Genomic DNA, 26,738 nt, shown 5'->3' with positions numbered 1-26,738 from the left:
AAATAATTACTCAACTTTTATTTCAACACCAGAATCTGACGAAGTGCTTTTCTTCTTTAAAGTTATCTCTAAAACTCCATTCTTAAAATTAGCCTTAGCCGACTTCTCGTCTACTTCTGCTGGTAAATCAATCTCCTTATAGTATTGCCTCTCCTCTGATTTGGCTGTAATCACTAATTTCTTTCCACCATTTGTCACCTTAACTTTAATATCCTCCTTGTTAACGCCAGGCACTTCAGCTACTACCTTAATTTCATCACCTTTCTCAATAACGTCAGCTAATGGCTCACGTTCTTCAGATATCATTGGCTTACCTCTGATTTTCCTAACGTTACCGAATTCCTCTATTTTCGGCACGCCGTCTGGTCCTACGGTTATTCTAAATCCGTAAACGTATGGCCCAAATTGCTTAACTTCCTCTCCTTTGCCTCTGAAACCTCTCATAAATTCCCTCTCAATTTTCTCGAACTCTTCTTCCATCTCCCTTATCCATTCATCCATTAAGTCAAAAATATCCTTTTCTTCCCTCTTGGGCATAGATTATCGTTATATATTATGAAAATATAGTTTTAAAGTTTCTTATGTTCCTCAACAAGTGTATCTCGATATTTATAATTCCTTTGGTTGTACCAATTCAAGTAGTACTCCCATAACGCTCTTTGGATGTACAAAAGCTACTAGGTGCCCTCTTGCCCCCTTTCTCGGGGCGGAATCTACTAATTGAAGTCCTTTAGCTGTCAATTCCTCTAATGCCTTATTAATATCACTAACTTTTACAGCCAAATGATGTAAACCTTGACCCCTATTTTTCAGAAACTTAGCCACAGTGTTATTCATGTCGTTATGATCGATTGGTTCCAATAACTCTATTGAAGTTTCGTTTTCTTCTTCCCCAACTAAAAACGCCACTTTTATCCCTCTCTCTGGAATGAGTTCTTGATGTATCAATTTCATTCCAAAAGTATTTTGATAGAATTTAATTGCTTGGTCTATATCCTCAACTACTATTCCAATATGGTCTAGATTTTCAACCAGCATAACGTATTCATATTGTTTAATCTTAAAAGTTTTGTCCTAAAGAAAAAGTTATATACTGTTTATAGGATTTAAACATAATATGGATATTGAAGATAGAATTAAGGAATGGGAAGAAACGGTCTATTTAAGTTGGGTGAAGAAGAGGGGAGAGAGGAAAAAGGAATTCAAAACGTTTTCCGGAATACATATTAAACCAGTTTATACTCCATTGGATGTCAAAGGCAATTACATGGAAAAGTTGGGATTACCAGGTGAGTATCCATTCACAAGAGGAATTTATCCTAACATGTATAGAGGAAGGATTTGGACAATTAGACAATATGCGGGCTTTGGATCTGCAGAGGAAACGAATTCGAGGTTTAGGAAATTATTGGAAGCAGGACAAACTGGTTTAAGTATGGCCTTTGATTTACCTACCCAATTGGGATTAGACCCGGATCATGAATTAGCTTACACAGAGGTTGGAGTTGTTGGAGTCTCCATGTTCCATTGGAAGGAAATGGATATGGTAATGTCCGGAATACCCCTCGACAAGGTTTCTACTTCAATGACTATAAACGCCACCGCCATGGAATTACTCTCAATGCTGATTGCTACTACCGAAAGTAGAAATATTAACAAGAACGTTTTAGATGGAACAGTTCAAAATGATATTTTAAAAGAGTATATAGCTAGAAAGAACTTCATATACCCACCTTCGCCCTCAATGAGATACGCCATCGACATTATCGAATACTCCGCTAAATACTTACCAAAATGGCATCCAATAAGCATAAGTGGATATCACATAAGAGAAGCTGGGGCGGATGCGGTATTGGAAGTGGCGTTTACATTGGCGGATGGTATGGAGTATGTCAGAAAAACAATGGAGAGGGGGATTAGTGTGGACGAATTTGCACCACATTTATCCTTCTTCTTCGCAGCTTACTCAGATATATTCGAGGAAGTTGCTAAATTTAGAGCTGCCCGAAGAATGTGGGCGAAAATAATGAAAGAAATGTTTAACGCTAAGAAACTTGAGTCAATGATGTTAAGGTTCCATACGCAAACAGGAGGAGCTGAATTAACTGCACAACAGCCGGAAATAAACATAATAAGGACTACATTGCAAGCATTAGCCGCTGTATTGGGTGGAACCCAAAGTTTGCACGTTAATTCATATGACGAAGCATTGGCGTTACCCACTGAGAAAGCCGCTAAGATTGCAATAAGAGTTCAGCAGATAATAGCGAATGAGAGTGGAGCTGCCGATATAGTGGATCCATTGGGAGGCTCATATTACATAGAGTGGCTGACCGATGAAATAGAGGAGAGAGCGTGGAAGATTATAGATCAAGTAGAAAAAATGGGTGGTATGATAAAAGCCATAGAAAATGGGTATCCGCAAGCACAGATAGCTGAAAGCGCGTATAGAATACAGAAGAGAATAGAAGAGAGTGACCTCGGAAAAGTTGGTGTTAATATGTATTATGAACCAGAGTGGATTGGAACAACTGAAATATTTAGAGTAAATCCAGAGGTTAGGGAGAGGGTTATTTCAAGGTTAAAGAAGTATAAACAAGAGAGAGATGGAATGAAAGTTAGGGATAGTCTCAATAATCTACGAAAAGCTGCTGAAAAAGAGAATGAGAATTTGTTCCCATACATGATTGATGCCCTAAGAGTAGGGGCAACAGTAGGGGAGACCAGCAGTGTTTTACGAGATATTTGGGGAGAATATAAAGAACCTTCTATTTTCTGATTTTTAATAATTGATTATATAAGTCGAAGAATCTCTCCTTTTTGTTAACGGGAACATCATTATTTTCCCTAACAACATCCCATTTATCCCATGGGAAAATTATCCACTTATCAATTTGTTTGTAATAGAAATCTGGAACCCTCTTGGACCAAGGTTTTAAGTATAAAGTTGCAGTCATTACTTTAGCTGGATTAAACATGGTTATAACATTACTAACCGCCTCCAGAGTTTCGCCAGTATCAGCAACATCATCAATTACTAGAACTTTCTTCCCCTCTAAAGAATCAGTATATACGGATCTGATTACTGGCCTACTTTCAGTTTTTCCAACGCTACGATAGAATTTTATATCTATATACCTAATTACTTTCAAATCTAGTAAGTCAGAAAGAAGTTTAGCCGGTACAATGCCACCCGTTAATACCGCGACCAAAACATCTGGAATATAATTATTCTTAACTAACGCCTCGCCTATTGAAAAAACTGCGTCTTCTATTTCATCCCATGATGGAATATGATATTCAACCATTCAAGATCACCAAAGGTATCTCAAATTCCTCTTGCAATAGTCCTCCATGATGCCCTTTAAGTTTATCATAGTCGTCTTTTTCCTTAAAATTAAATATGAATGCTCGATAATCAGTAGGAACTGCAATATAGTCCGGAAAGGCAGAAATGTCCTTAATCTTTCCTAGTAACCTTTCAAGATCGCTTTTTCCGAATATTTTAAGACTTCCATACTTTCTGCTGAGATAAATTGAAACGTCATATCTAGTTCTTAAAAATATTGCCCTAGAGTCTCCATATGGAGGAACATCAAGCATATTAAGTAAGTCTTGGTCATTGTTGAAGAGTATAGTTTCAGAAACGGGAACGTGGCCATGATCTGCTGTTATTATAAAACTATATTTCTTATGTTTTTCTGAAATCTCTAAGATGCTGATCAAAATATCTCTTGCAGATTTAATGGTAGGATCTGTATACGGTCCATATTTATGAGACAAAGTATCTACATCTGGAACGTAAAAGTAGATAAAGTCATATGCGTCTTGTTGTAAAATCTGTGAGAGTTGATAAAATGCATCCCAAAAGTTAACATAAGTTTTCGACTCACCAGAAGCTCCATGCGTAGCATTGCTAAACTCGGTATTTTCAATTCCCTTAGGCACTAAAGATATAGCCTTCTTACCTTGAACTTCTTTCAAATAGCCTTTAACATAAGGAAACGATGAAGAAAAAGGTACGGAATCTCTTATGGAATCTCTATCACTTACCGTAGGATAAGTGTAACGTAGAGTATTTACGATTCCTCCTAACCTCTTTGAGAAGGTATTATAACCTAAAACACCATGCTCACCAGGCGTTGATGCGGTGAATAATGTTGTCAATACAGTGGATGTTGTGGATGGGAAAACACTTGTTATCTTTGTTGCTTGTAAATTTATCCCAGTTCGATTAAATATGTTCCACCCTAGACCATCAAATAATGCTAAAACCAATTTACTATTAACGTTTAAATTCATCTTATTCAAACATTGCCTCTGAACTCCAAGGTATTCAGCTATAAAACAAGATAATGTGTAAATATTCTCTCCATAATAGTCTGGTAATATCAGATCCATATTTGCAATAAGGTTATAAGTATTTATTTTTAAGTTTATGTCAATGTTACCCATAACAGTATTGGCTACGGCCACACAAACTATAACACCACCAATTGTTCAAACGATTGAAACATTTACATATATCTCCATAGGATTTGGGGCTTTAGGAGTTGGAATAGGATTTCTAGTATGGCTAACTATAAGGCGAGCTAAATGATAGATGTAGCAATTATTGGTGGAGGGCATAATGGACTAGTTACAGCAGCATATCTAGCCAAGGCTGGACTAAAAGTTGCTGTATTTGAGAGAAGGGAAATAGTGGGTGGTGCGTCGATTACTGAGGAGTTATGGCCAGGTATTAAAGTTTCCACTGGTGCTTATGTGCTTAGCCTATTGAGACCTAAGATAATAGAGGAATTAAAACTAAGAGAGTTTGGATTAAAGGTTTATTTAAAAGATCCGGGATTATTTTTGCCATTTGAAAATGGTAAAAAATTATACGTCTGGTTAAGTCTAGAAAAAACTAAGAAAGAAATAGAAAAATTCTCAAAAAAAGATGCAAAGAATTATGAAAAATGGGTTAAATTCTGGGACGTATTCGCTGAGATAGCAGATTTCTTGATGTTAAACCCTCCTCCACATATAGATGAGGCTAAGAACTTACTTGAGATGTTTAAGGGAAACGTGAATGAAGAATTAGCGCTAAGTTTCTTAAGAACCTTCATGCAAGATGCAAAATCATTACTTGATGAGTATTTTGAAACAGATGAAGTTAAATCAGCATTGGCAGAAGACTCTGTCGTAGGAACCTTTGCCTCACCTTCGACTCCGGGAACGGCATATGTACTTGCTCATCATGTTATAGGTGAAGTAAATGGTGTGAAAGGAGCTTGGGGTTACGTAGAAGGAGGAATGGGAGGGGTTACTCAAGCTCTTAAAAGATCAGCTGAATACCTTGGGGCTGAGATTTACACTAATGCGGAAGTTGATGAGATATTAGTAAAGAATGGAAAGGTAGAAGGTATCAAACTTAAAAATGGAAAAATAATAAACGCTAAAATTGTCGTTTCAAATGCTGATCCTAAAACAACGTTCTTTAAACTTTTAAGAAATGCAAATCTAGAGGAAGATTTCATTAGAAGAGTAAAAGCTTTGAAAAACGTTGGTGTGTCATTTAAGATCGTTGGATACTTGGAGGAATTACCAGATTTTGGCAATGGTAAGAGCCTATCACCCGAACATGTGGCTTCTGAATTGATAATGCCAAACATGAAATATATAGAGAAAGCTTATGACGACGCTAGAACATTAGGATACTCTAAGGAACCTTGGCTTTCCATTAACATTCAATCCTCCGTAGACCCTACAGTAGCTCCACAAGGGAAGTTCTCCTTCTCCATATTTGGGCAATACTTGGTTTACGACAGTAAGAAAAATGATGAAATGAAAGATAGAATTGCCGAAATAACGTTTGAGAAAATTAGGGAATTCGCACCAAATTTCAGACCTATTAGGTATGAAGTTTTAACACCATTGGACATTGAGAGGAGGTTCGGAATTAGTGGAGGGAATATTTTTCATCTAGATATGACTCCAGATCAATTATACTTCTTCCGGCCATTAATAGGTTATAGTGATTATACCACACCAATAAAGGGACTTTACCTTTGTGGATCTGGAACTCATCCAGGTGGTGGTGTTACCGGCGCTCCTGGATATAATGCCCACATCAAAATTCTAGAAGATTTGAGAAAAGATATTTATAAGTAGATACTAATTAAGTCCTTTTCTAGATAAAAAGTTTTGAAATAAGCTTATAATCATAAAGGCAGATATTACTCTTGATTTAAATTGATAGAGCCCGTACTTAACTTAGCAATTATATTTATTAGCTTAGCAGTACTAATAATCATACTCATGAAGATTTTTGGAAAATCCACTGCCAAATTTGCCTATTCCGATAAAGCTTTGCAATTACAGAATAAATCACAGAAGAAAAAAATCGAGGTAGAGGATAAAAAGATAACTTGGAATGATATAGGGGGATATGAGGATGCAAAAAAAGAGATAAAAGAGTACATAGAATTGCCCTTAAAAAATAGGGATATCGCAATGAAATATGGCTTAAAACCGCCTAAGGGGATGTTATTGTTTGGCCCTCCAGGTTGCGGAAAAACTATGATGATGAGAGCATTAGCTAACGAATCTAAATTAAACTTTCTCTACGTTAACATAAGTGATATTATGAGCAAGTGGTATGGAGAGAGTGAAGCTAGACTGAGAGAGTTATTTAATAATGCTAGAAAAAACTCCCCATGTATTCTATTCTTTGATGAGATAGACACAATAGGTGTTAAAAGAGAGTCTCACACTGGTGACTCTGTAACACCTAGATTATTATCCCTAATGTTATCGGAAATTGATGGATTACATAGTGAGGACGGTGTAATAGTAGTAGGGTCTACGAATGTTCCCCAAATGTTAGATAAGGCATTACTCAGAGCTGGTAGATTTGATAAATTAATTTACATTGGCCCACCAAACAAAGAGGCTAGGAAACAAATTTTACAAATACATTGTAAAGGGAAACCGTTGGCTGAAGATGTAGACTTTGATAAATTAGCTGAAATTACTGAGAGGTATAGTGGAGCGGACTTGGCTAATTTATGTCAAGAGGCAGCGAGGAAAGTTGCATCTGAAGCAATAGAAAAAGGTGCATATAGGAAAATAACTATGGCAGATTTCATTGAGTTGATCAAAAAATATAAGCCTAGTATAACGCTACAAATGATAGAAGATTATGAGAAATTCAGACTTGATTTTGAAAGAAGGGTACGTAAAGGAGAAGAGGAAAATGAGCTAGGAGAGAAATTAACTTTAAATGATATAGGAGGCTATAACGAGATAAAGACTGAATTAAAAGAATTGTTAGAGTTACAATTATATCACTATAAATTATTGGAACAATTGAAAGTTCCTCCAATTAGGGGAATATTGCTTTACGGACCCCCGGGTGTAGGTAAGACCATGATGGCTAAGGCATTGGCTAAAACACTTAACGTCAAGTTAATTGCGTTAAGTGGAGCTGAGATTATGTATAAAGGGTACGAGGGTGCAATAGCAGCAATTAAGGAAGTATTTAACAGAGCGAGGGAAAACAAGCCCGCAATAGTTTTATTAGACGAGCTAGATGCAATTGCATCTAAAAGAAACTATAAGAGTTATACAGATTCTTCGAGAATTGTTAATCAACTGTTAACAGAGATGGATGGAATAAGAAGTTTGAAGGAAGTAGTTGTAATAGGGACTACAAATAGATTAAAAGCCATAGATCCAGCTCTATTGAGACCAGGCAGATTTGATAAAATTATTCATATGCCACTTCCAAATAGGGAAGAGAGGCTAGATATACTAATGAAATATATTGGAAAAGAGGAATGCGAAAAAGTAGATTGCGGAATTTTAGCAGAGCAGACGGAAGGTTATTCAGGGGCTGACTTATCTGCATTAGCGAGAGAGGCTAAGATGAAAGTGTTAAAGAGTATCTTGAGAGGAGAAAGCAATAGAACGCTAACTAAAGAAGACTTAATAGATGCACTTAATAAAATACATCCCTCAGTTAAGAAAAGATTGAGTAAACATTCTTTATCAAACTCTGATCGCGAGACATGATAATTTCATCTATTTTATATATATCATCTATTCCACTACTTATTTCTTTACCATTTAATGTGGATGGAATAGAGTTCAATCTTTTACAAAAGTTGGCTGATGCAGCGATATCTACGTTTCTTAACTTTCCTCTAATGTCAAAATATAATCCCGCTTTACCCATGCAAGTTAGAATCATATCTAATGATGCGCTACCAAAGCTTCTAACCTTATATCCCTTTAGAACTGAGAGAATCTTTAATGTCTTATCTATGCCTCTCTCATCAAAATATGTAATTACCACATTTGAGGGAGAATTACCAATCATTTCAATCTTTAAGGGAGATCCATTTACATATGCAGTAGAAATATCGTACGAATATATCTTATCAATTGAAATATGTGAAACAAATCCCCCTAGCGAATCTAACAAACCTTTTGCACTTTTGCCATAAATAGATACTGATATAGAATACCACGGTACACCAAGTACAAAATTGTTACTGCCATCCAATGGGTCAATTAACGCAACATAATCATAACCATTTGATGGTATTATAACACCGGATTCCTCAGAAACGAACTTAAATTTTAGTCCAGTATCATTTAATAACTGAAAAATATACTCCTCAGACTTCTTATCAATTACTCGTGTAGTGTCTCCCGAGTGAAATCCAACTACCTTATCTAGATCTTTTTCATCCTTTATTTCATTTAAATATTTTGTTGCGCTGATAGCGATTTTATTTAATAAATCGATCATTTCTTACCCTTCTTTTCTGTCACATATCTATAAGCTGAAGTCGCAGCCACAGCACCTTGAGCTACTGAAGTAATAACTTGTCTAAACCCCAACCACATTGACGTACAGTCTCCTGCTGCAAATATTCCTGGTACACTAGTCCTCATCCATTCATCCACTTTAATATACCCGTTTGTATCAGTCTCTATCCCATTGCTCTTGGCGAAATCTGTTGGAGGGTCAAATCCTATTTCTACAAACACACCGTTTACATTCAACTCCTTAATCTCACCAGTTTTCAAATTCTCCACAACTAATTGTCTAACAACCTTATCTCCCTTAATTTCCTTCACTACTGAATTAAGTACAAATTCAACATTTGGTTTTTTCTTAACTGTTTCAACATAAATTGGTTGTGCCTTAAAACTATCTCTTCTATGTATTAAATAGACTTTAGTAGAATAACTAGATAATATCTCAGCTCCTTCTAACGCGGAATCTCCTCCTCCAACAACTGCAACGACTCTGTTCTTAAATAATGGGGCATCGCAGACTGAGCAGTACGATATACCCTTTCCTACAAACTCTTGTTCTCCAAGTACACCTAACTTTCTTCTCTTTACTCCTATCCCTAAGATAACGCTATCAGCCTTAAACTCACCTTTTCTCTTGGTTTTCACTACAAATCCGTCCCCACTATTTTCAATTTTCTCCACAATATCCAACAAGACGGGTACCTCATACTTCTCTATGTGTTTATTAAATACCTTTATCATATCGCTCGCTTGAATTTCTATTAAGCCAAGATAATCATCAACTATACTCGCTTCAGTTAACTGCCCACCTGGAGTTTCTCCTATAACTAGAGTCTTTAGCATATATCTAGCAGTATATAATGCAGCGCCATAAGCGGCAGGACCTAGTCCAACAATTATAACATCGAACCTCTCTCCCGGTTTTACACTTGCAGTTCTTGGTAGAAGACTCATAGCTATACTATATTTGGTAAGCGAATTTTAAGAGTTTTGTTCAACGATTCTAAAAACGTGAAATTAAATACCGTAAAAACTAGAATAAATGTGTGAAAGTATTAGTAGTAACTGGAACTCTAGCTGCACCAATACTTTCTGAAGTTGCTAAGAACATTAAAGATACCAAGGTCGAGATTAAAGTACTTAACTATCCCGTTGCCTCACTAATGAGTACAAAGTTTATAGCAGAGAACTTGAAGCAGACGAAATATGATGTAGATTACATACTTTTACCTGGTATGGTATATGGCGACGCTAAAATTGTTGAAGAAGTTACGGGAGTGAAAACGTTCAAAGGAACAGAGGAAGCTTGGGATCTACCTAGGGTAATTGAGGCCTTAAAAAATGGAGTACAACTCTCTACAACAGAACCCGCTGATAAGATTATAGGTAAAATGGACAACATAGAGGAGAAGCTAAGAAAAATAGAAGAAGAGGCTAAGATTTCTTTCGAAATAAATGGGGTGAAGATTACAAATTATCCGCCTCCTTTCAGAATATTTTTGGAAATAGATAATAAGCAAGAATTCGAGAAATTAGAGAGACTAAGGAGAAACATTAATGTAGTAGTATTAGGTCTTCCGGTAGGCCACTACGATTTGGATGAAGTCAAAAACAAGGTTAAACAATTGGTGGATTACGGACATGTTGTTGGAATAGATGCTGAATCGCCTAGGGAATTAAAAGAGGGTGTAAGAGCTGGAGCTTCATTCGTATTTAACTTAAATGAAACTAACTTGGAGGAACTTGAGGAAATTAGGAGAGAAGCAGCATTTGTTGTAGCCCCATTCAATACTGAAAATAGAGGAGAGATAACTGTTGATCTAGTTAGAAAAGCTAAACAGAAGGGATTCGATAAGTTAATAGCAGATCCAGTGTTGTCACCACCTCTAAGAGGGTTAGTAAATAGTATAATTGAGTATAAGTACGTGAGGGAAAAGTTACAAGATATACCGATTTTAATGGGAATTCTTAACGTAACTGAACTCATTGATGCGGATAGTTTGGGAGTTAACGCACTTCTCTCTGCTATTGCTGGAGAGTTGGGAGTTTCTAACTTGCTAATTATGGAAAAGGGTAAAACGAAGTGGAGCAGTTGGGAATTATCACAAGCTACGAAAATGATAAGTATAGCTTTGAAGGAAAATAGGCTTCCTAAAGATATAGGCATAGATTTGCTCGTACTTAAGGATAAGAGAATATTTAGGGAGAATTTTGGCGCTGACGTAATTGTTAATGAGTATATAGAGCCAGAAATGGACAAAAGTGGATTCGCTAAAATTTTCGTGAGCGAAGACGGATTTGGAGTAAAATGGATAGGTAAAAACAAGGTAACAATAAAAGGGAAAAATGGACTTAGTATCGGTAGAGAATTAATTAGAAGAGTTAAGGATATTAGCAAAGAGCATGCAGTATATATAGGATATGAACTAGCAAAGGCTGAAATTGCGTACCAACTCGATAAAAATTATATCCAGGACAAACCATTATTCAAAAAGATAATTAATGATAATTTCCATACCGAGCATGATAAGAAAAGAGATCGATAATATTACGTTTGTCTTCAGTGTAATTCCCCCAATAATTACGCTCAAGAATGCAGATGAAGATGTAAAGGACTTTCTCTTAAAACTATCTAAATCTTTTAGGATAGATATTGCATGCGGGAATAGGGACAAGAAGTTATGCTATCCCGCAATATTTGGTGGGGTATTTGTATTTGATAATGACCTGATCATAAAAAGATATGAGATCTACGGATATTTGTGCAATGGAGAAGAAGAGAGTGTGAAAAATATAAATCAGCTATTTAAGCAACTTGAGCAGGGTAAAGAATGGTGTTTTAGATTTGACGATAATTCCATTCTCTGTTTCAAGAAAAGAAAGGAATCTAAAGAATGTAGGTGGATTGACAACATAGGCTTACGCTTTCTAATTTTCTCCTCCTAATTGACAAAAGATCTATTGACTATGGATACTCTATAATTGCATAAGAGTCCTTTCCCTCATATATCTTTAAAAGTATTCTGTACTTTTTATTCAGTTTTAGATATATGTCCTTTGCTATTTCAATACCTATATACTCAGCAGTAGGAAATGGAGCATCTATTACCTTGTAATCCACCCTGAACGGACCTTCAAACCTCGACTTATCTAAGTCAACCTTAGGTATGATAAGTTTATGATCCCACTCTTGTATTACCTCTCTAACCATCTTTTTAAGTAAGTTAAAGTCTACTACAAATCCAGATTTCTCATTGACTTCACCCTCAACTTCCACATTAATAATGTACGTATGACCATGAATTTGGCTATCAGCATATGACGATAAGGTATAATGAGCCGAATCCATTGTGATTCCTTCAATACCAACTCTAACTTTCATTTAAAGACCCCCTTATATTCTTGTCAAAATGTTCCCATGTGGACTCGCTTAAATATCTTATCTCATCACATAATGATCTAATGTTAGAATCAGTCTTTACAATCTTTTCAACAAGACTGTGGAAGCCTATTAAAACAGTATAATCACCGTAAGCTACTTCCTTATTTCCGAAATATATCTTTTCGCCTAGGACCATATTTCCACCCTCCTCAATCATCTTGTAAATCGCATATACTAAATTATCTATATTAATGTTAGCCTTATAGTGAGAGAACTTATCCTCGATCTCATATCTTAGCGTGTATATTTTATCTTCAATTAAATTAATAAGACTATCTAATATTTCTAATTGTGCCTTGAAATTCTCTATTGAGAGAAGATGTTTATACTTACTCGTCATAATACAAGTAGTATTACAAGGTACAGATATGTTTAGAATTGGTAAAGTGATACTAATTCGCTCCTTCAAGTAACTTTCGGCATTCTCATTCATAATTTTTTATATTGAGTAACTAACTATTAAACATGAAGTTACTTCTAAGTGTAATTGAGGACTTATCCTCTCTTTTTATAGAATGGTACGGGGATTACGTGAAAAAGATTATAGTTGGTGGAAAATCTTTTGAAAAATTTGATGAAACTGAGGAGGTAATTTATTTATTAGTGTTAGATAAAGTCTCCAAAATCTCACTCTATGCTAGGGGTGAAATATTTTCGTTCTTCTACAATAAGGTAAAGAATAAGGAGAGTACGAAGAATTTTATCTTAAGCCATGGAGATTTACCTAAAATCTACGGATTAATATTATCTCCTAAGGAATTGGAATACGAAATACCAATAATTGAGTATCTAAATAATCATGGAAAAGTACTATATTCTTCAGAGGATGAGAAAAATGGATAAAAGTCTAGTAGCTGCTGAATATTTGCTCAGGGCTAGAAGAACGTTAAAAGAGGCACAAATAGCCTTTGAGGATGGAGATCTTTACTACACTGTGGTAAGAAGCTTAGATACTATAGAAAATTTAGCTAGAGTGTTATTGGCTTTAAAGGATATATTTAGATATGAACTCCTTTGGAATACTACAATAATGCTTAATGATGAAAGTAATATAGAGAAGAAATTAAGGGATCTCGAACTAAAACTAATACCAATAACCTTGATAAACGAGTCCTCTTTGAAAACTCCAACTGTAATAATAAGGAATAAGGAAGCGGAAATGTTGGTTGACGAAATTACGAAAATTCTAGAAGAGGTTGAGGGAATATATGATGAATATCACGATTGATCTAGACTCCTACACATGTTCGAATGATCCATTAGAGGCAATTGAGTACTTGCTTCATAATAATGTAATATTTAAGATAAATTTAAAAAATCCATATTTCGAGACAATAAAAGGTAAATACAACATTGACATAATTAAAGAGGAAGGTGATATAATTTACTTTATAGTACGTTCGGATGGTTGAACTTTTATAAAATAGTAAGGAGTTGGTTCGGATTTAAAGAAAGGGATGACTATATTTCTGCATCAATACTAAACTATCTAGTAACGAAGGAGTACGATGAGTCTGAATTGAGAGACATAATTAAGGGAAGGGAAATTGCGGTAGTTGGAGCAAGTCCTCAGTTGGATAAAATAAATAAGATTGAAGAGGACGTTATAATAGCTGCGGATGGTGCCACAAACTATCTCATAAATATAGGAGTTATCCCTGATATTGTGGTAACTGATTTGGATGGTCTTCAAACTTTCCATAAAAACCCAATATACCTAGTGTTGGCTCATGGTGATAATATCAGTTTACTACCTAAGGTCAAGGAGATGGATAAGGTAATTCCGAATTCACAAGTGATGCCTTTTGGTCGTTTAAGACTGTATGGTGGGTTCACTGACGGAGATAGGGCCGTAGTTTTAGCAAAGTACATGGGAGCTAGGAAAATAAGATTATATGCCATGGATTTTGAATCCGGAATTATTGGAAAATACTCTAAACCATACTATAAGAGAGACGTACCAGCTTCGATGATAAAAAGAAAAAAGTTAGAAATAGCCAGAATGATAATTGAACAAGTTTTAAATTATGATGAATAGTAAGTTTTAAATAGCATTATACCGAAGTTATCATGGTGCGTACGAGGTATGAGTATTCTCTACGCCTAAAAAAATTAGGATATTTGATACTACTTTAAGAGATGGTGAGCAAGCTCCCGGTATAGATCTAACAATAGAGCAAAAAATAATGATAGCTAGAAATTTAGCAGATCTAGGTGTTGATGTAATTGAAGCAGGTTTTCCTGCATCTTCAGAAGGAGAATTCATAGCTACTAAAAAGATTTTCGAAGAGGTAGGGGATCAAGTAGAAGTAATTGGATTATCTAGATCCAATAAAAACGATATAGATAAGACAATAAGTACTGGAATCTCAAGTATACACTTATTCATAGCCACTTCAGAATTGCACATGAAATATAAATTAAAGATGACAAAAGAGGAAGTTCTAAATAAGATCTATGAAAGCGTGAAATACGCAAAAGATCACGGTATGATAGTGGAATTTAGCCCAGAGGACGCAACAAGAACTGAAGAGGACTTCTTGTTCACAGCAATTAGAACTGCAATAGAAGCAGGGGCAGAAAGGATAAATATACCAGACACAGTAGGGACTATGCATCCTTTCAAGTATTATGATATGATAAAGAAAATTGTAAACTTCGTAGGTGAGAGAATAATAGTGAGTGTTCACTGCCATAACGACTTCGGCTTAGCAACAGCGAATTCATTAGCTGGTGTATACGCTGGTGCTAGACAAGCTCACGTTACTGTAAATGGTATAGGTGAGAGAGCTGGGAATGCATCACTAGAAGAAGTAGTAATGGGAATAAAGAAATTACTAAATTATGAGACAAATGTAAAAACTTGGAAATTGTATGAGGTAAGTAGGTTTGTGGCTGAAATGACTGGCATACCAGTGCCCTATTTCAAGGCAATTGTTGGAGATAATGCCTTTGGTCACGAATCTGGGATACACGTTCATGGAGTAATAGAAAACCCCTTCACATATGAGCCAATTTCGCCAGAAGAAGTAGGTAATTTCAGAAGATTGGCATTAGGCAAGCACAGTGGGATACATGGCTTAAGGAGATTATTAGAAGAACAAGGAATATACCTATCTGAAGATAAATTAAAGATAGTCCTAGCTGAGATTAAGAAATTAGCTGAATCTGGTAATAAGGTAACAGTGGAAGATGCGAAAAACATTGCACTTAAATTGATGAATTCTTAAACGATCTTATGGTACTAAAATATTTTGGGCATTCTTGTGTTTTAATTGATGATAAAATATTAATTGACCCGCATGATGGGGGAAGTATTGGTTTACCTAAGCCAGATATAAAAAAGGTAGATCTAATCTTAATAACACACGATCATTACGATCATAACGCATACCAAATTTTCGAATACAAGGATCTCAAAATGAACTTCTATGGCTCTTTAAATTACGTTAATTACACCATAAAGGGAATAAAGAGTTACCATGATAAGTATAACGGTAAATTAAGAGGACAAAATAGTATATATGTGATACAAAAGAATGACGGTGAGAAGATTGTCCATCTTGGAGATATAGGTCACCTTCCAGACGAAAGTATTTATAAGGAATTATATGGAGCGAATGTCCTTTTAATACCCATAGGTGGAGTAATAACTATAAATTACAAGGAAGCACTAGAGATAATTGATAAAGTTTCACCTAAAATTATAATCCCAATACACTATTGGATTAAAGGACATTACATGCCTTTAGACCCTCCAGAAGAGTTCTTATCTAATATAAAATATGAGGTAAGAGGAATAGATCTGAAAAACAATCTTATAGATGAAAAGATAGAAGAGAACAAGAAACTAGTGTATATTATATCCTACTAGAGCTTTATCTTTTCAACCCTCGCTACTGGGACTCTCTCCTTAGATAACTCATCTCTTACCATCTTTTCTATTGCTTTCCTTATTGCTTCTGATCTATTTAAACCGTATTTTATAGCGTATCTATCCAATAACTCTAATAGGTCTTCTTCTACCTTAAATGTTACAACTCTCATCTTTTATCATATATAAACTTGTCATCAGTAAGGTTTAAGTATTCTCTGGATCAGTATTCCCGGATTCTTCCATAAAGAGGAATATATAATAGAAAATAAAGATTAATATACTCCCACTTCAATATTAATATTTAGAGGAGTGTACAGAGATGCCTACTATACATTTATCGTTACCAGAGTGGATGTATGACGAACTTAAACAGAAGGCTGATGAATTAGGAATTCAAATGACTGATTTAGTCAAATTGTTTATAAAGAAAGGACTTGAAGGAGACTTTGAGAGGAATGAAGAGAATGAAGAGAAAAAGGAGAACGCTAAGTATGATGAGAGTATAGCCTTTTTAGAGGCTAAAGTTGCGCAGTTAGATTCATTATTAGTGGAGGTATTAAAGAAGTTGCAGATATTAGAAGAGGAGAAAGATGAGGAAGAGGAACAAGTAGAGGTAGTGGATAGTAATCAAAGCTGATCTCCTCTCCATCCTGTGAAGGTTCCTTTAGTGGATCATAAGTTCTCCCATTGATTCGGAATTACATCTCTAATTTGGGAGGTAGTAGAGGTAGACAGAGATCCCGTTTGTCCCTACACTTTCATTTCACTCATTTTATCTTCAATCATGATCGAGTGTAGGGACTTAGCCCTCAACCACCTACCAAACTTAACAGTAGATGGGTCATGGGACTCATTTGAGCCCAACGGCACGGGGCTCACATCTCCATAATTTTTACTCCCACCCTTTTGGGCATAACCCACATCGGCGTGAGAGATCATCCTTGATAAATAAAATTTTACCATACTCAAATATAAAAAGATCTCTATTAACGTGAAAAAGAATTCAGCCTATATTATCTTACTTATAAACTTTTTCTTCATCCCTGCTTTGTGGGTTACTTCAGAATTATACAAAAATTTATAAATAATTATACCGAGTATTACTCATGGGAAAGAGTAAGTACAAGAGGGATTGGAGCAAGTACGACGAGAACGTTATAACTAGATACGAGCTAATGTTCCCCTTCTACGTCTTCCAACACTGGTGGGAATTACTAGCAGAAGAGAATAGGAATGCCAAGAAAACCTACAAGGCGCCAAAGGAGTTCAACGACTTCCTAGCGTTCCTGCACTTGTTCCTACCTTATAGGGCCATAGAAGGAGTATTGAGAGCATTAGAAAGACTGAAAATCATCCCAACAAGCCTAGACTACTCAACAATATGGGAAAGAGTAAGAAACATGAACATAAAATTCCCAGAGGCAAATGACCAACTTGAAGTAATAGCAGACGCAACGGGAATAAGCACAAACAAGGGAGGACAATACATTATAGCAAAATGGGGTAAAACCAAGGACTCAAAATTCCTCAAGATCGAAATAGTAATGGATAAGGACCAATTCAACGTAATAAACGCTGAAGTAACCAGCAACGAGGTTGAGACTGCAGTTAAGACGGTTAAGGATTTACAAGATAAGGGAAAGAAGGTCAAGAAGTTTTATGGAGATAAAGCTTATGATGCTAATGAGGTTTACAAGACTGGGGTTGAGGTTGTTGTCCCACCTAGGAAGAACGCCTCCACTAGACGCGGTCATCCTGCTAGGAGAAAGGCTGTAAGGGAGTTCAAGAGGTTGGGTTATAATCGTTGGAGGGAGGAGAGGGGTTACGGTGTTAGGTGGAGGATTGAGTCCTTATTCTCTGCTGTGAAGCGTACTTTTGGGGAATCTGTTAGGGCTACAAGTTTTTTAGGACAAGTGGTTGAGGCTAAGCTCAAGTTCTGGGCTTATGCATGGATGGTCCACTTGGCTAATTCTTTAGTTGGTAGAGCTCCGGGTATTAGGGTGTGAGCTTGCGAATAACGTTGAAATAAATATTAATTACTGAAAAATTCTCAGTGCATCATATCATGCTTATGAAATAAATTGAAGAGATCAACAAAGCACTTCATCCCCGCTATAACGGTAGACCCAAAATCTAATTAGTAAAAATAATTTTTATTCATTATTAGTAGTTCGTAACGATTTAATGTAATTAGTTAGATAATTATATGATAATTTTTATAAATTTCCAAGTACCATATTAGATTTTTTATATTTCCACACAATTAACTGAGGAATATTATTATAATATTAGAAAATGATGGGATGTGTACGATAGAATCTGTTTTATTTACATTGATTATTTAATACATTATTCTTAATGCTCTTGATTATGAGTATAATAAAATATATTCTTTTATTTATTAAGAAAAAATATGAGGTTTAATGTTGAATTTATATTTGTAATATGATTTTGGGTCTACCGATAAGGGTGAGGCTTTCAGATGTAAAAAATTTAATCTATCCTTAACTAATTTTTATTGGCCTGCGTGATTTCAGACCAATCCCCGAGTACCGGGGTAAAATGATCGCAGGAGGGTCACCCCCGGATTTTATGATTATCAAGTGATGTGGCAGGGACGAACTGAAATTAGTGTGGAAAAATTAAAAGACTGACCTATCGTATATTCCTAATAGAATGAAAATACACGAAGATAATTAATAGATGAGAAAAAATTACATTACTATTAAAGTCACGGTCCTTATTATGTTAGGATTCCTTCTTATCTCATATATTACTTTCTTTAAATCATCAGATGACTTAGCTTCTACTTCTACTACCACATCATATTCACCATAAACTGGATCTGCTCTTATAACACCAGATACTTTTTTAGCCATATCCGCTACTTCCATTTCCTTACCAACAGTAGTAGATACGAGAATGTAGGCTCTTACAACTTCTGCCATAAAATATTAATTACGACTCAATATTTAAAGGTTTACTTTAGCAGTAATCTTTCCGAATTAAATAGCCTTGAGGATACTAACAAAATTATCACAGAGACTATCAACACGCCTGATAGAAGTGATAATGAAATAAAAGTAGAACCGGAAACAAAGTAAAGTAATGATAAACTTAATTGTTCATAAGGTATTAGCAATATTAGATTAAGTGGGAACTGCAAATTCGCGACATTTATAAATAGGGCAGAAAAGGACGCAATTAGGCCAAACGATAAAATGAGAAAGTTTATCACTTGCATGTTACGCATAGATCCTCCTAAAGCTAGAAGTAAAACTACACTTAACGCTGCAGTTAGTAATACAGCTAGTAGGTAGGCTAGTACAACAATTAGAATAAATGATGTACTAAGGGATAGCGGTAAACCAAATGTGAACGACATTAAGGAGGAAAATAATACTACTCCCAGAATGTCACCTAATGATGAGAGAACTCCTAAGATTATAGCAATGATTACCTTAGAGAATATGAAGGAGTTTATTGATATCGGTGAAGCCAGTAAAGATTCTAAAGTTCTTCTTTCCTTTTCGCCAACTATCCCATCTGTGACGTAAAATATTACTGGAGTAGCACTAGGGAAAAGGACTAGAGTTATTATCCTAGCTATTTCACTTAGGTTTGCTTGGGACTGTGGAGCATTTTTACCAGTTATAGTAACTACGTAATTTTTAACCAATAGAGGTCTTAGAATATCACTAGGATTAACAACACGCTGTAAATTAGAAGAATTTATCAAGAATTCAGTCCTACTGTAAACTAGACTATAGGACAAATAGCCTAATGCGTTATTAACTAAATTCGAAGCTTCTTGATTAGAGGAAATTAGAATCTTTACATACACAGAGGCTTGTTTTGAGATATTGCTAGCATTTATATTGAAGTCATTAGGGAATATTATTACAACATCAGGTATTATACTTGCATTCGAATCATTGTAAATTACTGTTCCTCCGTTTTGAGTAATGTAGTGTGAAACGGCTTGAACGTAGGGTAAGTTTGATTGGTTATGGTTTACTATTTCGATAACGGGTGGAGATACAGCTATAGAAGCGTAAAGTATGATACCAATTAGCGGTAATAATATAAGAGGAAGAATTATAGCCCCAAGTAGTAGCTTTCTATCCCTTCTTAAATCCATTATCTCTTTCTTTATCATTGTCTTCAGCATCACTGATCACCGAATACGAGTTTTATGAAAGCTTCTTCCAAATTCTTGGAATTAGTGTTTTTGACTATTTCTTCGGGCTTTCCACTAGCAACTACTCTTCCGTCGTTAATCAGAGTAATTCTATCACATAAGTATTCAACCTCTAACATATTGTGTGAAGAGAGTATTATTGTCATGTTATATCTTCTTGCCATATCTAAAATTATATTCCTTATCCTTACTGCAGACTCCACGTCTAGGGCTAAAGTTGGTTCATCCAGAACTGAAAGTTTAGGCATTACCATTAAGGTTCTTGCTATAATAAGCCTTCTTTTCATACCTCTACTATACTCAGCGGTCTTATCGTAAATCCTCTTACCTAAATTGGAAATCTCAACACCTAGTTTTAAGTATTTTTCCTTTAACTGCTTGTCACCTTTAGCGTATAGCTCAGCATAGAAATCTAAATTTTCGTAGCCAGTTAGCTTCTCATACGGGAAAGCGTCTTCTGGCATATACGAAATATATCCCTTTTGTTTTGCCTCAACCGGAGTAAGGCCGAAGATTTTTACATATCCTTCAAAATTTTTAATAATACCTGACAATATTCTTAGTGTAGTTGTTTTTCCGGCTCCATTGGGCCCCACTATCCCAAAAACCTCTCCGTTCTCCACATTAAATGATAACCCCTTAAGTATATCCTTATTTCCAATTCTCTTTCGCAAATTGGTAACACTAACAGCAAATTGTTTTTCTGTCATACTTATGCTATTATGGCTAAGGAACTTATTATATGCTTTCGAGATAATATATAAAATGATTGGCACAGTCAAGGACAGAACATTAGAGGCTTTGCTCAAATATGGCGACAAGGCTAAATATGTCTTAAAGGCTATAATAGAAATTACTGAGGAGAATGAAAATAGGGAGCTTGGAGACTTCAGCTATAAGCAATTAGTTGAAAAACTAGGGGAATTTGGAGTTAACTATGACCCTAGAATGATATTGAGAGCGTTGGAGAAGGATTTCGGCATAATCGAGACCACTTATAAGTCTGCTAATCAACATTGGTGGAAATTCATAGACATTGAGCAGACTAAGCTAGCGCTTAATGGTGAAATCAATAACAGCGAGGAAGATCCTGAAATTTCTCTTATAATTATTCAATATAATAGCTTAAACCCAAAGGAGGTAGAGAAAAAATTACTATTCTTATTAAAGAAACCTAAACTACTTGACTTAGATAAGAAAAATTTTATGAAATTTTCATTTGAGATTTTACCGTTAATAGTCAAATTGTATTATAAGGCTTCTCGACATGAAGAAACCTTTGAGATTGCTGAAAAGTTGAAAAAAATTATAAATTTAGCTAAGAGAATAAGCTCTAGAATTAACAATGAAAAAGGTGACAATAAGGGACTTCATAAAGAAGAAATCAACGAAGGAGAAAATTACAATGTTAACAGCATACGATTACCCAACGGCGAAGATAATATCTAATACTGGACTGGACTCCATACTTGTAGGAGACTCCCTAGGAATGGTTGTACTAGGATATCCAAATACGCTCAACGTAACCATGAGAGACATGATCTCCCACACAAGAGCAGTAGCAAGAGCAAATCCACCTCAGTTAATAGTTGCAGATATGCCCTTTTTAAGTTATGAGATAGACACAAAAAGTGCAGTAAAGAATGCAGGACTTTTAGTAAAGGCTGGCAGTGACGCGATAAAACTAGAAGGTGGGGAGGAAATGAAAGACACTGTTAAAGCAATTGTAAAGGCTGGAATACCTGTTATGGGGCATATTGGTTTAACTCCTCAAAGGTTTCTAAGACTAGGAGGATTTAGAACCATCGGAAAAACTAAACAAGAAGAGGATCAATTGATAAAGGATAGTTTAGAACTAGAAGATGCGGGAGTATTTTCATTAGTTATAGAAAATACTTACGTGGATATAGCTAAAAGAATTACGGAAAAATTGAACATACCTACAATCTGTATAGGGGCTGGTCCATATTGTGATGGCCAAGTATTAGTGATAAACGACTTACTAGGGCTATCTGAGTTTACTCCTTACTTCGCTAAATCATATGTAAATCTGAAAGAAATCATTTCTAACGCAATAAATCAGTACATAATTGACGTGAAAAATAATAAGTTCCCTGAAAAACAGCATTATAAGGAAAGAGAAAGTTGAGTTAATCTGTTAGCTATGAATTTCAGCGATTCAGCTAGAACATTTTTATTATTATAGTTTAAGACTATTTGTTCTAACTCTTCTTTATTCTTAGACTTCAATTCTTTCGCCTTCTCTACTAGTCTGGGAACAGCCCTAATTATATTGTCCACAATAGTTATTGTAGCAGTCCTAGAAGTTCTCGATAACGGATTGATATCTATTGCTATAACTTTCTTACCCATTTTGACTAATGCCTCTGTTCTATCTCCATCTTCTAAACCCAATAATACTACATCAGCTATGTAAATACCTTTTGGACTTACTCTTCTTCTTTGACTAAATAATTCAGGTATTACCGTCGAAGCATCCTCACCTACTCCTAAAACTTCCTTTGCATTTGCCTTATAAAGTACTTCAGCTATTACTTTTTCTCTTCTTTCATCCCTATAGAATAAATTAACTTCGAGTTTGGCATTTGTCTCCTCTGCCAATCTTACTAGACCTTCTGGGACTAATGCAGCCATATTTCCGTTTATGGAAATAACGGGTGTTTTAGCTAAGAGTAGGGTAGCTGCTGCAGCTTCTATAGCCTTTTCAGCGAAATTCTGAGTCTTCTCTCCTATTAAGTAGTCGAAACATTCTCCCCTTCCATGTGCTATTAACCCTTGAGGAACAAGAATGCTTTTTCCCATCGCTTCAATCAGTTTTTCTCTGATTAATAGGGATTCCCTTCTAGGATGATTTTCTGGTATTATGTCACGTATGCTCCACGACTTGCTATCTTGTGCTTTATCCATACTCCATACTCTGGATCAAAGATTTTAACAATTATCCCCTTCTTCCTATATGAATAAGGATATTCTGAGTTAAAACCCAAACTACTTGTAAACTTTTGTGCAACCTCGATAAATTTCAACGGAGACGGATTTTTGAGAAATTCATCTATGAGCTTAAGGGCTATTTCTGACCTCTTTATAATACTCTTGGTTGGAAGATGGCTAATAGGTTGAGAGAAGATTGGATATTGTGACCAATCCATATTTATTATCTCAACCTCGCCATAACCCAACCCTCCTGCCTTCTTCCTATAAACTAAACCTCCACCATAATACTGTGCTATTACATCCCCTAATCCATTTCCGGCTATAACATCACTTAAATGGGCTACATTAACTGCATCCTTCTCACTTATTGGTGCTAATTCCTTAACTCCTAGGGCATACGCCAGGCTTATAGCCCCACTTAAGCCATAGCCGTAACCTAATGGTACTTCAGAATATACAGATAACCTATATTCTCCTAATTTTTTCTTTAATATATCGTAATTGGGAAGTTTTATCTCTATCCCGTTAAATTCTATCCCACTTCCACCTCTAATTTCAGCAGTTATGTACGGTTCTAATGTTAAGGTCAACCCTATAGATCCAGATTCAAACAAATTCTCTCTATCTATTACTGGGTACCACATACCAGAAATAGAAACTGGTACTTTAATCTCCACGCCTAAAACTATAAAATTGTTATTAATAATTTTTACTAAGAGCAGTTGTGATTTTAGACGCATCAATATTCAGCAGAGCCGTGATAGGAGGCTATGATGTAAAAAAGATCGAAAGTAGAGATAAAAATGAATTGGTGGTTGGTAGATTAACCGGTTTATATGGTAACGTATTAAAATATGCTAATCCGAAAATCATACGCGCTCCGGATAGATTTGATGATGGTAGCGTATTCAGAGAAGTTGAAGGTAAGAATATATTTAAAATATTTGAAGTACCTGCAGGAATAACTTTCGATAAATTAATAGATGAGCTTTCGAAAATTAATTATTTTCCAGCAATTTTTCCATTATATTTAAAAGGCACAGTAGGAGGCTTCACTGTATTAAATGGGTCGGGGTTTGGTAGTTATAAATTCGGATTTACGAAGGGTAAAAAGACTATAAATGAGCTAGTTGACTACAAAGTAGTAAGAATTCTAGCTGTAAAATATCCAGAACTGTTAGAGACTGAAAGTGAAAATAACTTCGCTTGGTCTGCGCTAATATACAAAGATAGTGTAAGGTATTACATACCCTCGTTCTACAATAAGATTATTAATGAGAATTTTAAATCAGTATCTACAAACAATTTGATAAAAAGTCTGAGTATAGAGATACATAATATATTCAAGAGAAATTACGTACCTATAGTATTGATGGCTAATTATGACAAAAATGTAGAATTTAATTTTGATTTTAAAATAGGATATATAATCAACTATAACTCACCAGAGAGATATAAAGTTCTAATAGGAAGTTTAGAGGAAACCAGATTAACAGAACTTTTCGAATATCTGAGAAGAAATCCAGACGTGGTTCCGTTCCCCTATTTGAAAGAATACGAGGAAATCCATAAAGATATATTAAAAAACTTTAAAAAATATGAAATAAGAGTTAGATCCAGGAGAATAAATAAAAACATAGTAATTGAAGCATCTAAATGTATAAATTGTTCATTATGTTTGGACAGTTGTCTTGCCTACAACACTACCAATAGCATCATTTATTCGCCTTTAGGAAGATTCAATAGATTATTGACTGGTGAGACTAATTTTGAATTCTGTTTTGGATGTGCTTCTTGTCAAGAAGCTTGCCCGGTAGGAATAAACATTTCAAATCTAATGGAAACTTTACCGCAATTTAATGAAAATAAGGAAACAGTAGAACTGGAAATAGATGAAGTGCCGAGAGATATTTACGAACTGGAAAACAGTTTGCTCTCCAAATATAGGAATAGACCAGTCTTCTTATTATTTGTAGGTTGTGCAGCAAAATACGATCCATTAGGACTAGAGGGATTCCTAAATTACCTCTTAACTAATGGAGACAAGCTGCCTCAAGAGCTATCTCCTAGAGTAAAACTAGTTACTGGAATTTGTTGCGGTTTTAACGATTACCTAGCGGGGAATCTAGAAGGTGTGAAAAATAGTGTTGAGAAGATAAATAGATTAAGAATTGAACAAAATGCTGCTGATATTTATTTTCTATGCCCGGAGGGATTGTATATTTATAATAAGTTCAGTGAACAGAAGGGAATATTTGCGTATGAAGTTATTAAAAATGAACTAAAGGATAAGGAGATACATTTAGGGTGCTGGGCAAAGAAGTTTGGATATAATTCACCATATAATGAATGTGCAGGCTTATTCTTAACATCTTATAAAGGTAGCCCACTTAAATCTACTAGAAAAGCCTTCTTGACCGTATGTCCATTTTCTACTTGGAAATTTGGAACAACATCAGTATACAGTCTATTCCTAAAGAAAAAAGAGGTAGTAGTTAAAGAAGAAAAAGTCATGATAGATGAGAATATAATATTCGATTTGCTAGTGAAAGCTGTAGTGAGTGGTTTAATGGCTTCTGAGGATGAAGTTGCTGAAAAAGTAGTCATGTGGAGTTTAGGAGGTAGCCAATACTTCTTATTGTTGACTATTCCAATTATCTCTAAACATATTAGCAGTGAGCTTATACGCAAAATGGGCTCTAAGCCTGAAGTAAAAGAATTCTTATCCAAACTATCACAAGATAGACCATTACTAAAGCAGAAAATTTCAACATATACTGATTATCTCTCAAGTTATAATTTTAGTAATGAAATAAATATTTTACGTGACGAAATTGCAAAGTCCAATAAATTAGATTATTCTGTAAAAGATTTAGTTAAAACTAACGACTTTCTGAACGTACTAAAGGAAGCTTTAAAAAGATCTATAAACGAAAACTTGATCGAAAGTACAATAAATAATATTATTTACTTATAATCAACAATAAAATATCGTTTCTCATCGTAGCCAAAATATATTAACCCATTTCTTCTCATGAATCTAAATAGCGGAACAAGCCTTTTAGGAAGCTTATCTTCCAAATCTTGCTCATTTATATTTTGAGAAAAGTAAAAGTTGAGAAGTTCTATTGTATCTCTGAATGTTATAAATTTTCTTGAACTATCTAGCTCAACTATATAGTAATTTCTGCTTATGTTTCCAATACTCTCATCAAGAATAACATAGGCTGATGAAAGAATTTGTTCACATAAACTCCCGTTTTGCTGAACTCCTCTTTCTTTACTCTTAATTAGATATTGTAGAAGCTTCTCTATCTCATTTAATTTGTTTAGAACTTCATTGTTTTCCTTCCTAATCGCTGTACCTTGCCTTATATCACGTTGATTATTGAATATTAAATCTATTATCTCGTCTTCACTCATACTAACTAAGGATTAAAAAATTAATAATG

Annotated in this window: 33 protein-coding genes; 17 read left to right on the top strand and 16 right to left on the bottom strand. The window is 35.1% G+C overall.

Annotated elements, in window-relative coordinates; genetic code table 11:
* Positions 1-6: 6 nt before the first annotated feature.
* Positions 7-537 carry an archaeal heat shock protein Hsp20 gene (gene hsp20, locus YN1551_RS13535; protein WP_012715474.1) on the bottom strand — a complete coding sequence of 177 codons (531 nt, stop codon included), beginning with the start codon at positions 535-537 and terminating at the stop codon, positions 7-9.
* 72 nt (positions 538-609) lie between these two features.
* Complete coding sequence (gene mce, locus YN1551_RS13530) at positions 610-1,038, bottom strand: methylmalonyl-CoA epimerase (protein ID WP_012715473.1); 429 nt, start codon at positions 1,036-1,038, stop codon at positions 610-612.
* A gap of 79 nt (positions 1,039-1,117) precedes the next feature.
* Between mce and YN1551_RS13525 the strand changes: the two genes are divergently transcribed.
* Positions 1,118-2,779: a methylmalonyl-CoA mutase family protein gene (locus tag YN1551_RS13525; RefSeq protein WP_012715472.1), complete on the top strand. Its 1,662-nt coding sequence runs from the start codon at positions 1,118-1,120 to the stop codon at positions 2,777-2,779.
* On the opposite strand, the gene YN1551_RS13520 is transcribed toward YN1551_RS13525, so the two are convergent.
* Both YN1551_RS13520 and YN1551_RS13515 read right to left on the bottom strand, forming a co-directional pair.
* Positions 2,769-3,308, bottom strand: a complete 540-nt coding sequence (locus tag YN1551_RS13520; protein ID WP_012710390.1) for a phosphoribosyltransferase — start codon at positions 3,306-3,308, stop codon at positions 2,769-2,771. The two genes, YN1551_RS13525 and YN1551_RS13520, sit on opposite strands and share 11 nt — an antisense overlap.
* Complete coding sequence (locus YN1551_RS13515) at positions 3,301-4,455, bottom strand: alkaline phosphatase family protein (RefSeq protein WP_015580657.1); 1,155 nt, start codon at positions 4,453-4,455, stop codon at positions 3,301-3,303. Before YN1551_RS13515 ends, YN1551_RS13520 begins: the two co-directional genes overlap by 8 nt.
* On the opposite strand from YN1551_RS13515, the gene YN1551_RS17200 reads away from it, so the two are divergent.
* From YN1551_RS17200 to YN1551_RS13505, 3 genes are all read left to right on the top strand, one after another.
* On the top strand, positions 4,445-4,600 hold the full coding sequence (locus YN1551_RS17200) for a hypothetical protein (protein WP_012952247.1): 156 nt from the start codon (positions 4,445-4,447) through the stop codon (positions 4,598-4,600). The two genes, YN1551_RS13515 and YN1551_RS17200, sit on opposite strands and share 11 nt — an antisense overlap.
* The gene (locus YN1551_RS13510; RefSeq protein WP_012718107.1) at positions 4,597-6,153 is read left to right on the top strand and encodes a phytoene desaturase family protein; all 1,557 of its coding nucleotides are present in this window, start codon (positions 4,597-4,599) and stop codon (positions 6,151-6,153) included. Before YN1551_RS17200 ends, YN1551_RS13510 begins: the two co-directional genes overlap by 4 nt.
* 81 nt (positions 6,154-6,234) lie before the next feature.
* A complete protein-coding gene (locus YN1551_RS13505; RefSeq protein WP_012718106.1) occupies positions 6,235-8,055 on the top strand; it encodes an AAA family ATPase in 1,821 nt (606 codons plus the stop codon).
* On the opposite strand, the gene YN1551_RS13500 is transcribed toward YN1551_RS13505, so the two are convergent.
* Both YN1551_RS13500 and trxB read right to left on the bottom strand, forming a co-directional pair.
* The gene (locus YN1551_RS13500; RefSeq protein WP_012715470.1) at positions 8,003-8,797 is read right to left on the bottom strand and encodes an inositol monophosphatase family protein; all 795 of its coding nucleotides are present in this window, start codon (positions 8,795-8,797) and stop codon (positions 8,003-8,005) included. The genes YN1551_RS13505 and YN1551_RS13500 overlap by 53 nt on opposite strands.
* Complete coding sequence (gene trxB / locus YN1551_RS13495) at positions 8,794-9,765, bottom strand: thioredoxin-disulfide reductase (protein WP_012712870.1); 972 nt, start codon at positions 9,763-9,765, stop codon at positions 8,794-8,796. Before trxB ends, YN1551_RS13500 begins: the two co-directional genes overlap by 4 nt.
* Before the next feature lie 92 nt (positions 9,766-9,857).
* Here trxB and YN1551_RS13490 point away from each other — a divergent pair, with 92 nt between their 5' ends.
* Positions 9,858-11,357, top strand: coding sequence for a dihydropteroate synthase-like protein (locus YN1551_RS13490; RefSeq protein ID WP_012718105.1), 1,500 nt, complete (start codon positions 9,858-9,860; stop codon positions 11,355-11,357).
* Entirely contained in the window at positions 11,314-11,757 is a 444-nt protein-coding gene (locus tag YN1551_RS13485) for a hypothetical protein (RefSeq protein ID WP_012712868.1), read from the top strand. The genes YN1551_RS13490 and YN1551_RS13485 overlap by 44 nt, the downstream gene beginning before the upstream one ends.
* 19 nt (positions 11,758-11,776) lie before the next feature.
* Here the strand turns inward: YN1551_RS13485 and YN1551_RS13480 are convergent, their stop codons facing one another.
* Both YN1551_RS13480 and YN1551_RS13475 read right to left on the bottom strand, forming a co-directional pair.
* Positions 11,777-12,193, bottom strand: coding sequence for a 6-pyruvoyl trahydropterin synthase family protein (locus YN1551_RS13480; RefSeq protein ID WP_012715468.1), 417 nt, complete (start codon positions 12,191-12,193; stop codon positions 11,777-11,779).
* Positions 12,183-12,686: a hypothetical protein gene (locus YN1551_RS13475; RefSeq protein WP_012718104.1), complete on the bottom strand. Its 504-nt coding sequence runs from the start codon at positions 12,684-12,686 to the stop codon at positions 12,183-12,185. The genes YN1551_RS13480 and YN1551_RS13475 overlap by 11 nt, the downstream gene beginning before the upstream one ends.
* A 32-nt stretch (positions 12,687-12,718) precedes the next feature.
* On the opposite strand from YN1551_RS13475, the gene YN1551_RS13470 reads away from it, so the two are divergent.
* The 6 genes from YN1551_RS13470 (at position 12,719) to YN1551_RS13445 (ending at position 16,127) form a co-directional block, all read left to right on the top strand.
* Entirely contained in the window at positions 12,719-13,096 is a 378-nt protein-coding gene (locus YN1551_RS13470) for a hypothetical protein (RefSeq protein WP_012710380.1), read from the top strand.
* The gene (locus tag YN1551_RS13465; RefSeq protein WP_012710379.1) at positions 13,089-13,481 is read left to right on the top strand and encodes a hypothetical protein; all 393 of its coding nucleotides are present in this window, start codon (positions 13,089-13,091) and stop codon (positions 13,479-13,481) included. Before YN1551_RS13470 ends, YN1551_RS13465 begins: the two co-directional genes overlap by 8 nt.
* On the top strand, positions 13,465-13,665 hold the full coding sequence (locus YN1551_RS13460) for a hypothetical protein (protein ID WP_012710378.1): 201 nt from the start codon (positions 13,465-13,467) through the stop codon (positions 13,663-13,665). The genes YN1551_RS13465 and YN1551_RS13460 overlap by 17 nt, the downstream gene beginning before the upstream one ends.
* Positions 13,662-14,291, top strand: coding sequence for a 6-hydroxymethylpterin diphosphokinase MptE-like protein (locus tag YN1551_RS13455; protein WP_012710377.1), 630 nt, complete (start codon positions 13,662-13,664; stop codon positions 14,289-14,291). Before YN1551_RS13460 ends, YN1551_RS13455 begins: the two co-directional genes overlap by 4 nt.
* A gap of 73 nt (positions 14,292-14,364) precedes the next feature.
* Positions 14,365-15,483: an isopropylmalate synthase gene (locus YN1551_RS13450; RefSeq protein WP_080513274.1), complete on the top strand. Its 1,119-nt coding sequence runs from the start codon at positions 14,365-14,367 to the stop codon at positions 15,481-15,483.
* Between the two features lie 8 nt (positions 15,484-15,491).
* Positions 15,492-16,127, top strand: a complete 636-nt coding sequence (locus YN1551_RS13445) for an MBL fold metallo-hydrolase (protein ID WP_012718103.1) — start codon at positions 15,492-15,494, stop codon at positions 16,125-16,127.
* On the opposite strand, the gene YN1551_RS13440 is transcribed toward YN1551_RS13445, so the two are convergent.
* On the bottom strand, positions 16,124-16,300 hold the full coding sequence (locus YN1551_RS13440) for a ribbon-helix-helix protein, CopG family (RefSeq protein WP_009989429.1): 177 nt from the start codon (positions 16,298-16,300) through the stop codon (positions 16,124-16,126). The genes YN1551_RS13445 and YN1551_RS13440 overlap by 4 nt on opposite strands.
* A 149-nt stretch (positions 16,301-16,449) precedes the next feature.
* Here YN1551_RS13440 and YN1551_RS13435 point away from each other — a divergent pair, with 149 nt between their 5' ends.
* Positions 16,450-16,767, top strand: coding sequence for a hypothetical protein (locus YN1551_RS13435; protein WP_012710374.1), 318 nt, complete (start codon positions 16,450-16,452; stop codon positions 16,765-16,767).
* A gap of 113 nt (positions 16,768-16,880) precedes the next feature.
* Here YN1551_RS13435 and YN1551_RS13430 read toward each other — a convergent pair whose 3' ends face one another.
* Complete coding sequence (locus YN1551_RS13430; RefSeq protein ID WP_012715467.1) at positions 16,881-17,093, bottom strand: hypothetical protein; 213 nt, start codon at positions 17,091-17,093, stop codon at positions 16,881-16,883.
* A gap of 143 nt (positions 17,094-17,236) precedes the next feature.
* Between YN1551_RS13430 and YN1551_RS13425 the strand changes: the two genes are divergently transcribed.
* Complete coding sequence (locus tag YN1551_RS13425) at positions 17,237-18,136, top strand: IS5 family transposase (protein WP_012718102.1); 900 nt, start codon at positions 17,237-17,239, stop codon at positions 18,134-18,136.
* A 708-nt stretch (positions 18,137-18,844) separates the two neighbouring features.
* Here YN1551_RS13425 and YN1551_RS13420 read toward each other — a convergent pair.
* The 3 genes from YN1551_RS13420 to YN1551_RS13410 are packed head-to-tail and all read right to left on the bottom strand — an operon-like array spanning position 18,845 to position 21,152.
* The gene (locus YN1551_RS13420; RefSeq protein WP_009989431.1) at positions 18,845-19,078 is read right to left on the bottom strand and encodes an Lrp/AsnC ligand binding domain-containing protein; all 234 of its coding nucleotides are present in this window, start codon (positions 19,076-19,078) and stop codon (positions 18,845-18,847) included.
* 32 nt (positions 19,079-19,110) lie between these two features.
* Complete coding sequence (locus tag YN1551_RS13415) at positions 19,111-20,301, bottom strand: ABC transporter permease (protein ID WP_012710372.1); 1,191 nt, start codon at positions 20,299-20,301, stop codon at positions 19,111-19,113.
* Positions 20,301-21,152 (bottom strand): ABC transporter ATP-binding protein, encoded by an 852-nt coding sequence (locus YN1551_RS13410; RefSeq protein ID WP_012718101.1) that lies wholly within the window; start codon positions 21,150-21,152, stop codon positions 20,301-20,303. Before YN1551_RS13410 ends, YN1551_RS13415 begins: the two co-directional genes overlap by 1 nt.
* Between YN1551_RS13410 and YN1551_RS13405 the strand changes: the two genes are divergently transcribed.
* Positions 21,097-21,780 carry a hypothetical protein gene (locus tag YN1551_RS13405; RefSeq protein ID WP_012715464.1) on the top strand — a complete coding sequence of 228 codons (684 nt, stop codon included), beginning with the start codon at positions 21,097-21,099 and terminating at the stop codon, positions 21,778-21,780. The two genes, YN1551_RS13410 and YN1551_RS13405, sit on opposite strands and share 56 nt — an antisense overlap.
* Complete coding sequence (panB, locus tag YN1551_RS13400) at positions 21,677-22,480, top strand: 3-methyl-2-oxobutanoate hydroxymethyltransferase (protein ID WP_012718100.1); 804 nt, start codon at positions 21,677-21,679, stop codon at positions 22,478-22,480. The genes YN1551_RS13405 and panB overlap by 104 nt, the downstream gene beginning before the upstream one ends.
* Here the strand turns inward: panB and YN1551_RS13395 are convergent.
* A complete protein-coding gene (locus YN1551_RS13395; protein ID WP_012712859.1) occupies positions 22,459-23,259 on the bottom strand; it encodes a 4-phosphopantoate--beta-alanine ligase in 801 nt (266 codons plus the stop codon). The two genes, panB and YN1551_RS13395, sit on opposite strands and share 22 nt — an antisense overlap.
* Positions 23,214-23,963 (bottom strand): pantoate kinase, encoded by a 750-nt coding sequence (locus YN1551_RS13390; RefSeq protein WP_012715462.1) that lies wholly within the window; start codon positions 23,961-23,963, stop codon positions 23,214-23,216. The genes YN1551_RS13395 and YN1551_RS13390 overlap by 46 nt, the downstream gene beginning before the upstream one ends.
* Before the next feature lie 47 nt (positions 23,964-24,010).
* Here YN1551_RS13390 and YN1551_RS13385 point away from each other — a divergent pair, with 47 nt between their 5' ends.
* Entirely contained in the window at positions 24,011-26,263 is a 2,253-nt protein-coding gene (locus tag YN1551_RS13385) for a 4Fe-4S dicluster domain-containing protein (RefSeq protein WP_012718099.1), read from the top strand.
* Here the strand turns inward: YN1551_RS13385 and YN1551_RS13380 are convergent.
* Positions 26,254-26,709, bottom strand: coding sequence for a hypothetical protein (locus YN1551_RS13380; protein WP_012712856.1), 456 nt, complete (start codon positions 26,707-26,709; stop codon positions 26,254-26,256). The genes YN1551_RS13385 and YN1551_RS13380 overlap by 10 nt on opposite strands.
* Between the last annotated feature and the right edge of the window lie 29 nt (positions 26,710-26,738).

The sequence above is a fragment of the Sulfolobus islandicus Y.N.15.51 genome (genome assembly GCF_000022485.1).
GTDB lineage: Archaea > Thermoproteota > Thermoprotei_A > Sulfolobales > Sulfolobaceae > Saccharolobus > Saccharolobus islandicus.
The sequence above is the reverse complement of the archived record's forward strand: the minus strand, read 5'-3'. Positions and strand labels throughout refer to the sequence as shown.

What these genes read in the sequence shown, in the direction of transcription:
- hsp20 (WP_012715474.1), bottom strand. Translation starts at nt 537, where the DNA reads ATGCCCAAGAGGGAAGAAAAGGATATTTTTGACTTAATGGATGAATGG.
- mce (WP_012715473.1), bottom strand. Translation starts at nt 1,038, where the DNA reads ATGCTGGTTGAAAATCTAGACCATATTGGAATAGTAGTTGAGGATATA.
- YN1551_RS13525 (WP_012715472.1), top strand. Translation starts at nt 1,118, where the DNA reads ATGGATATTGAAGATAGAATTAAGGAATGGGAAGAAACGGTCTATTTA.
- YN1551_RS13520 (WP_012710390.1), bottom strand. Translation starts at nt 3,308, where the DNA reads ATGGTTGAATATCATATTCCATCATGGGATGAAATAGAAGACGCAGTT.
- YN1551_RS17200 (WP_012952247.1), top strand. Translation starts at nt 4,445, where the DNA reads ATGTTACCCATAACAGTATTGGCTACGGCCACACAAACTATAACACCA.
- YN1551_RS13515 (WP_015580657.1), bottom strand. Translation starts at nt 4,455, where the DNA reads ATGGGTAACATTGACATAAACTTAAAAATAAATACTTATAACCTTATT.
- YN1551_RS13510 (WP_012718107.1), top strand. Translation starts at nt 4,597, where the DNA reads ATGATAGATGTAGCAATTATTGGTGGAGGGCATAATGGACTAGTTACA.
- YN1551_RS13500 (WP_012715470.1), bottom strand. Translation starts at nt 8,797, where the DNA reads ATGATCGATTTATTAAATAAAATCGCTATCAGCGCAACAAAATATTTA.
- trxB (WP_012712870.1), bottom strand. Translation starts at nt 9,765, where the DNA reads ATGAGTCTTCTACCAAGAACTGCAAGTGTAAAACCGGGAGAGAGGTTC.
- YN1551_RS13485 (WP_012712868.1), top strand. Translation starts at nt 11,314, where the DNA reads ATGATAATTTCCATACCGAGCATGATAAGAAAAGAGATCGATAATATT.
- YN1551_RS13480 (WP_012715468.1), bottom strand. Translation starts at nt 12,193, where the DNA reads ATGAAAGTTAGAGTTGGTATTGAAGGAATCACAATGGATTCGGCTCAT.
- YN1551_RS13475 (WP_012718104.1), bottom strand. Translation starts at nt 12,686, where the DNA reads ATGAATGAGAATGCCGAAAGTTACTTGAAGGAGCGAATTAGTATCACT.
- YN1551_RS13470 (WP_012710380.1), top strand. Translation starts at nt 12,719, where the DNA reads ATGAAGTTACTTCTAAGTGTAATTGAGGACTTATCCTCTCTTTTTATA.
- YN1551_RS13465 (WP_012710379.1), top strand. Translation starts at nt 13,089, where the DNA reads ATGGATAAAAGTCTAGTAGCTGCTGAATATTTGCTCAGGGCTAGAAGA.
- YN1551_RS13460 (WP_012710378.1), top strand. Translation starts at nt 13,465, where the DNA reads ATGAATATCACGATTGATCTAGACTCCTACACATGTTCGAATGATCCA.
- YN1551_RS13445 (WP_012718103.1), top strand. Translation starts at nt 15,492, where the DNA reads ATGGTACTAAAATATTTTGGGCATTCTTGTGTTTTAATTGATGATAAA.
- YN1551_RS13440 (WP_009989429.1), bottom strand. Translation starts at nt 16,300, where the DNA reads ATGAGAGTTGTAACATTTAAGGTAGAAGAAGACCTATTAGAGTTATTG.
- YN1551_RS13435 (WP_012710374.1), top strand. Translation starts at nt 16,450, where the DNA reads ATGCCTACTATACATTTATCGTTACCAGAGTGGATGTATGACGAACTT.
- YN1551_RS13430 (WP_012715467.1), bottom strand. Translation starts at nt 17,093, where the DNA reads ATGGTAAAATTTTATTTATCAAGGATGATCTCTCACGCCGATGTGGGT.
- YN1551_RS13425 (WP_012718102.1), top strand. Translation starts at nt 17,237, where the DNA reads ATGGGAAAGAGTAAGTACAAGAGGGATTGGAGCAAGTACGACGAGAAC.
- YN1551_RS13420 (WP_009989431.1), bottom strand. Translation starts at nt 19,078, where the DNA reads ATGGCAGAAGTTGTAAGAGCCTACATTCTCGTATCTACTACTGTTGGT.
- YN1551_RS13415 (WP_012710372.1), bottom strand. Translation starts at nt 20,301, where the DNA reads ATGCTGAAGACAATGATAAAGAAAGAGATAATGGATTTAAGAAGGGAT.
- YN1551_RS13405 (WP_012715464.1), top strand. Translation starts at nt 21,097, where the DNA reads ATGATTGGCACAGTCAAGGACAGAACATTAGAGGCTTTGCTCAAATAT.
- panB (WP_012718100.1), top strand. Translation starts at nt 21,677, where the DNA reads ATGAAAAAGGTGACAATAAGGGACTTCATAAAGAAGAAATCAACGAAG.
- YN1551_RS13395 (WP_012712859.1), bottom strand. Translation starts at nt 23,259, where the DNA reads ATGGATAAAGCACAAGATAGCAAGTCGTGGAGCATACGTGACATAATA.
- YN1551_RS13380 (WP_012712856.1), bottom strand. Translation starts at nt 26,709, where the DNA reads ATGAGTGAAGACGAGATAATAGATTTAATATTCAATAATCAACGTGAT.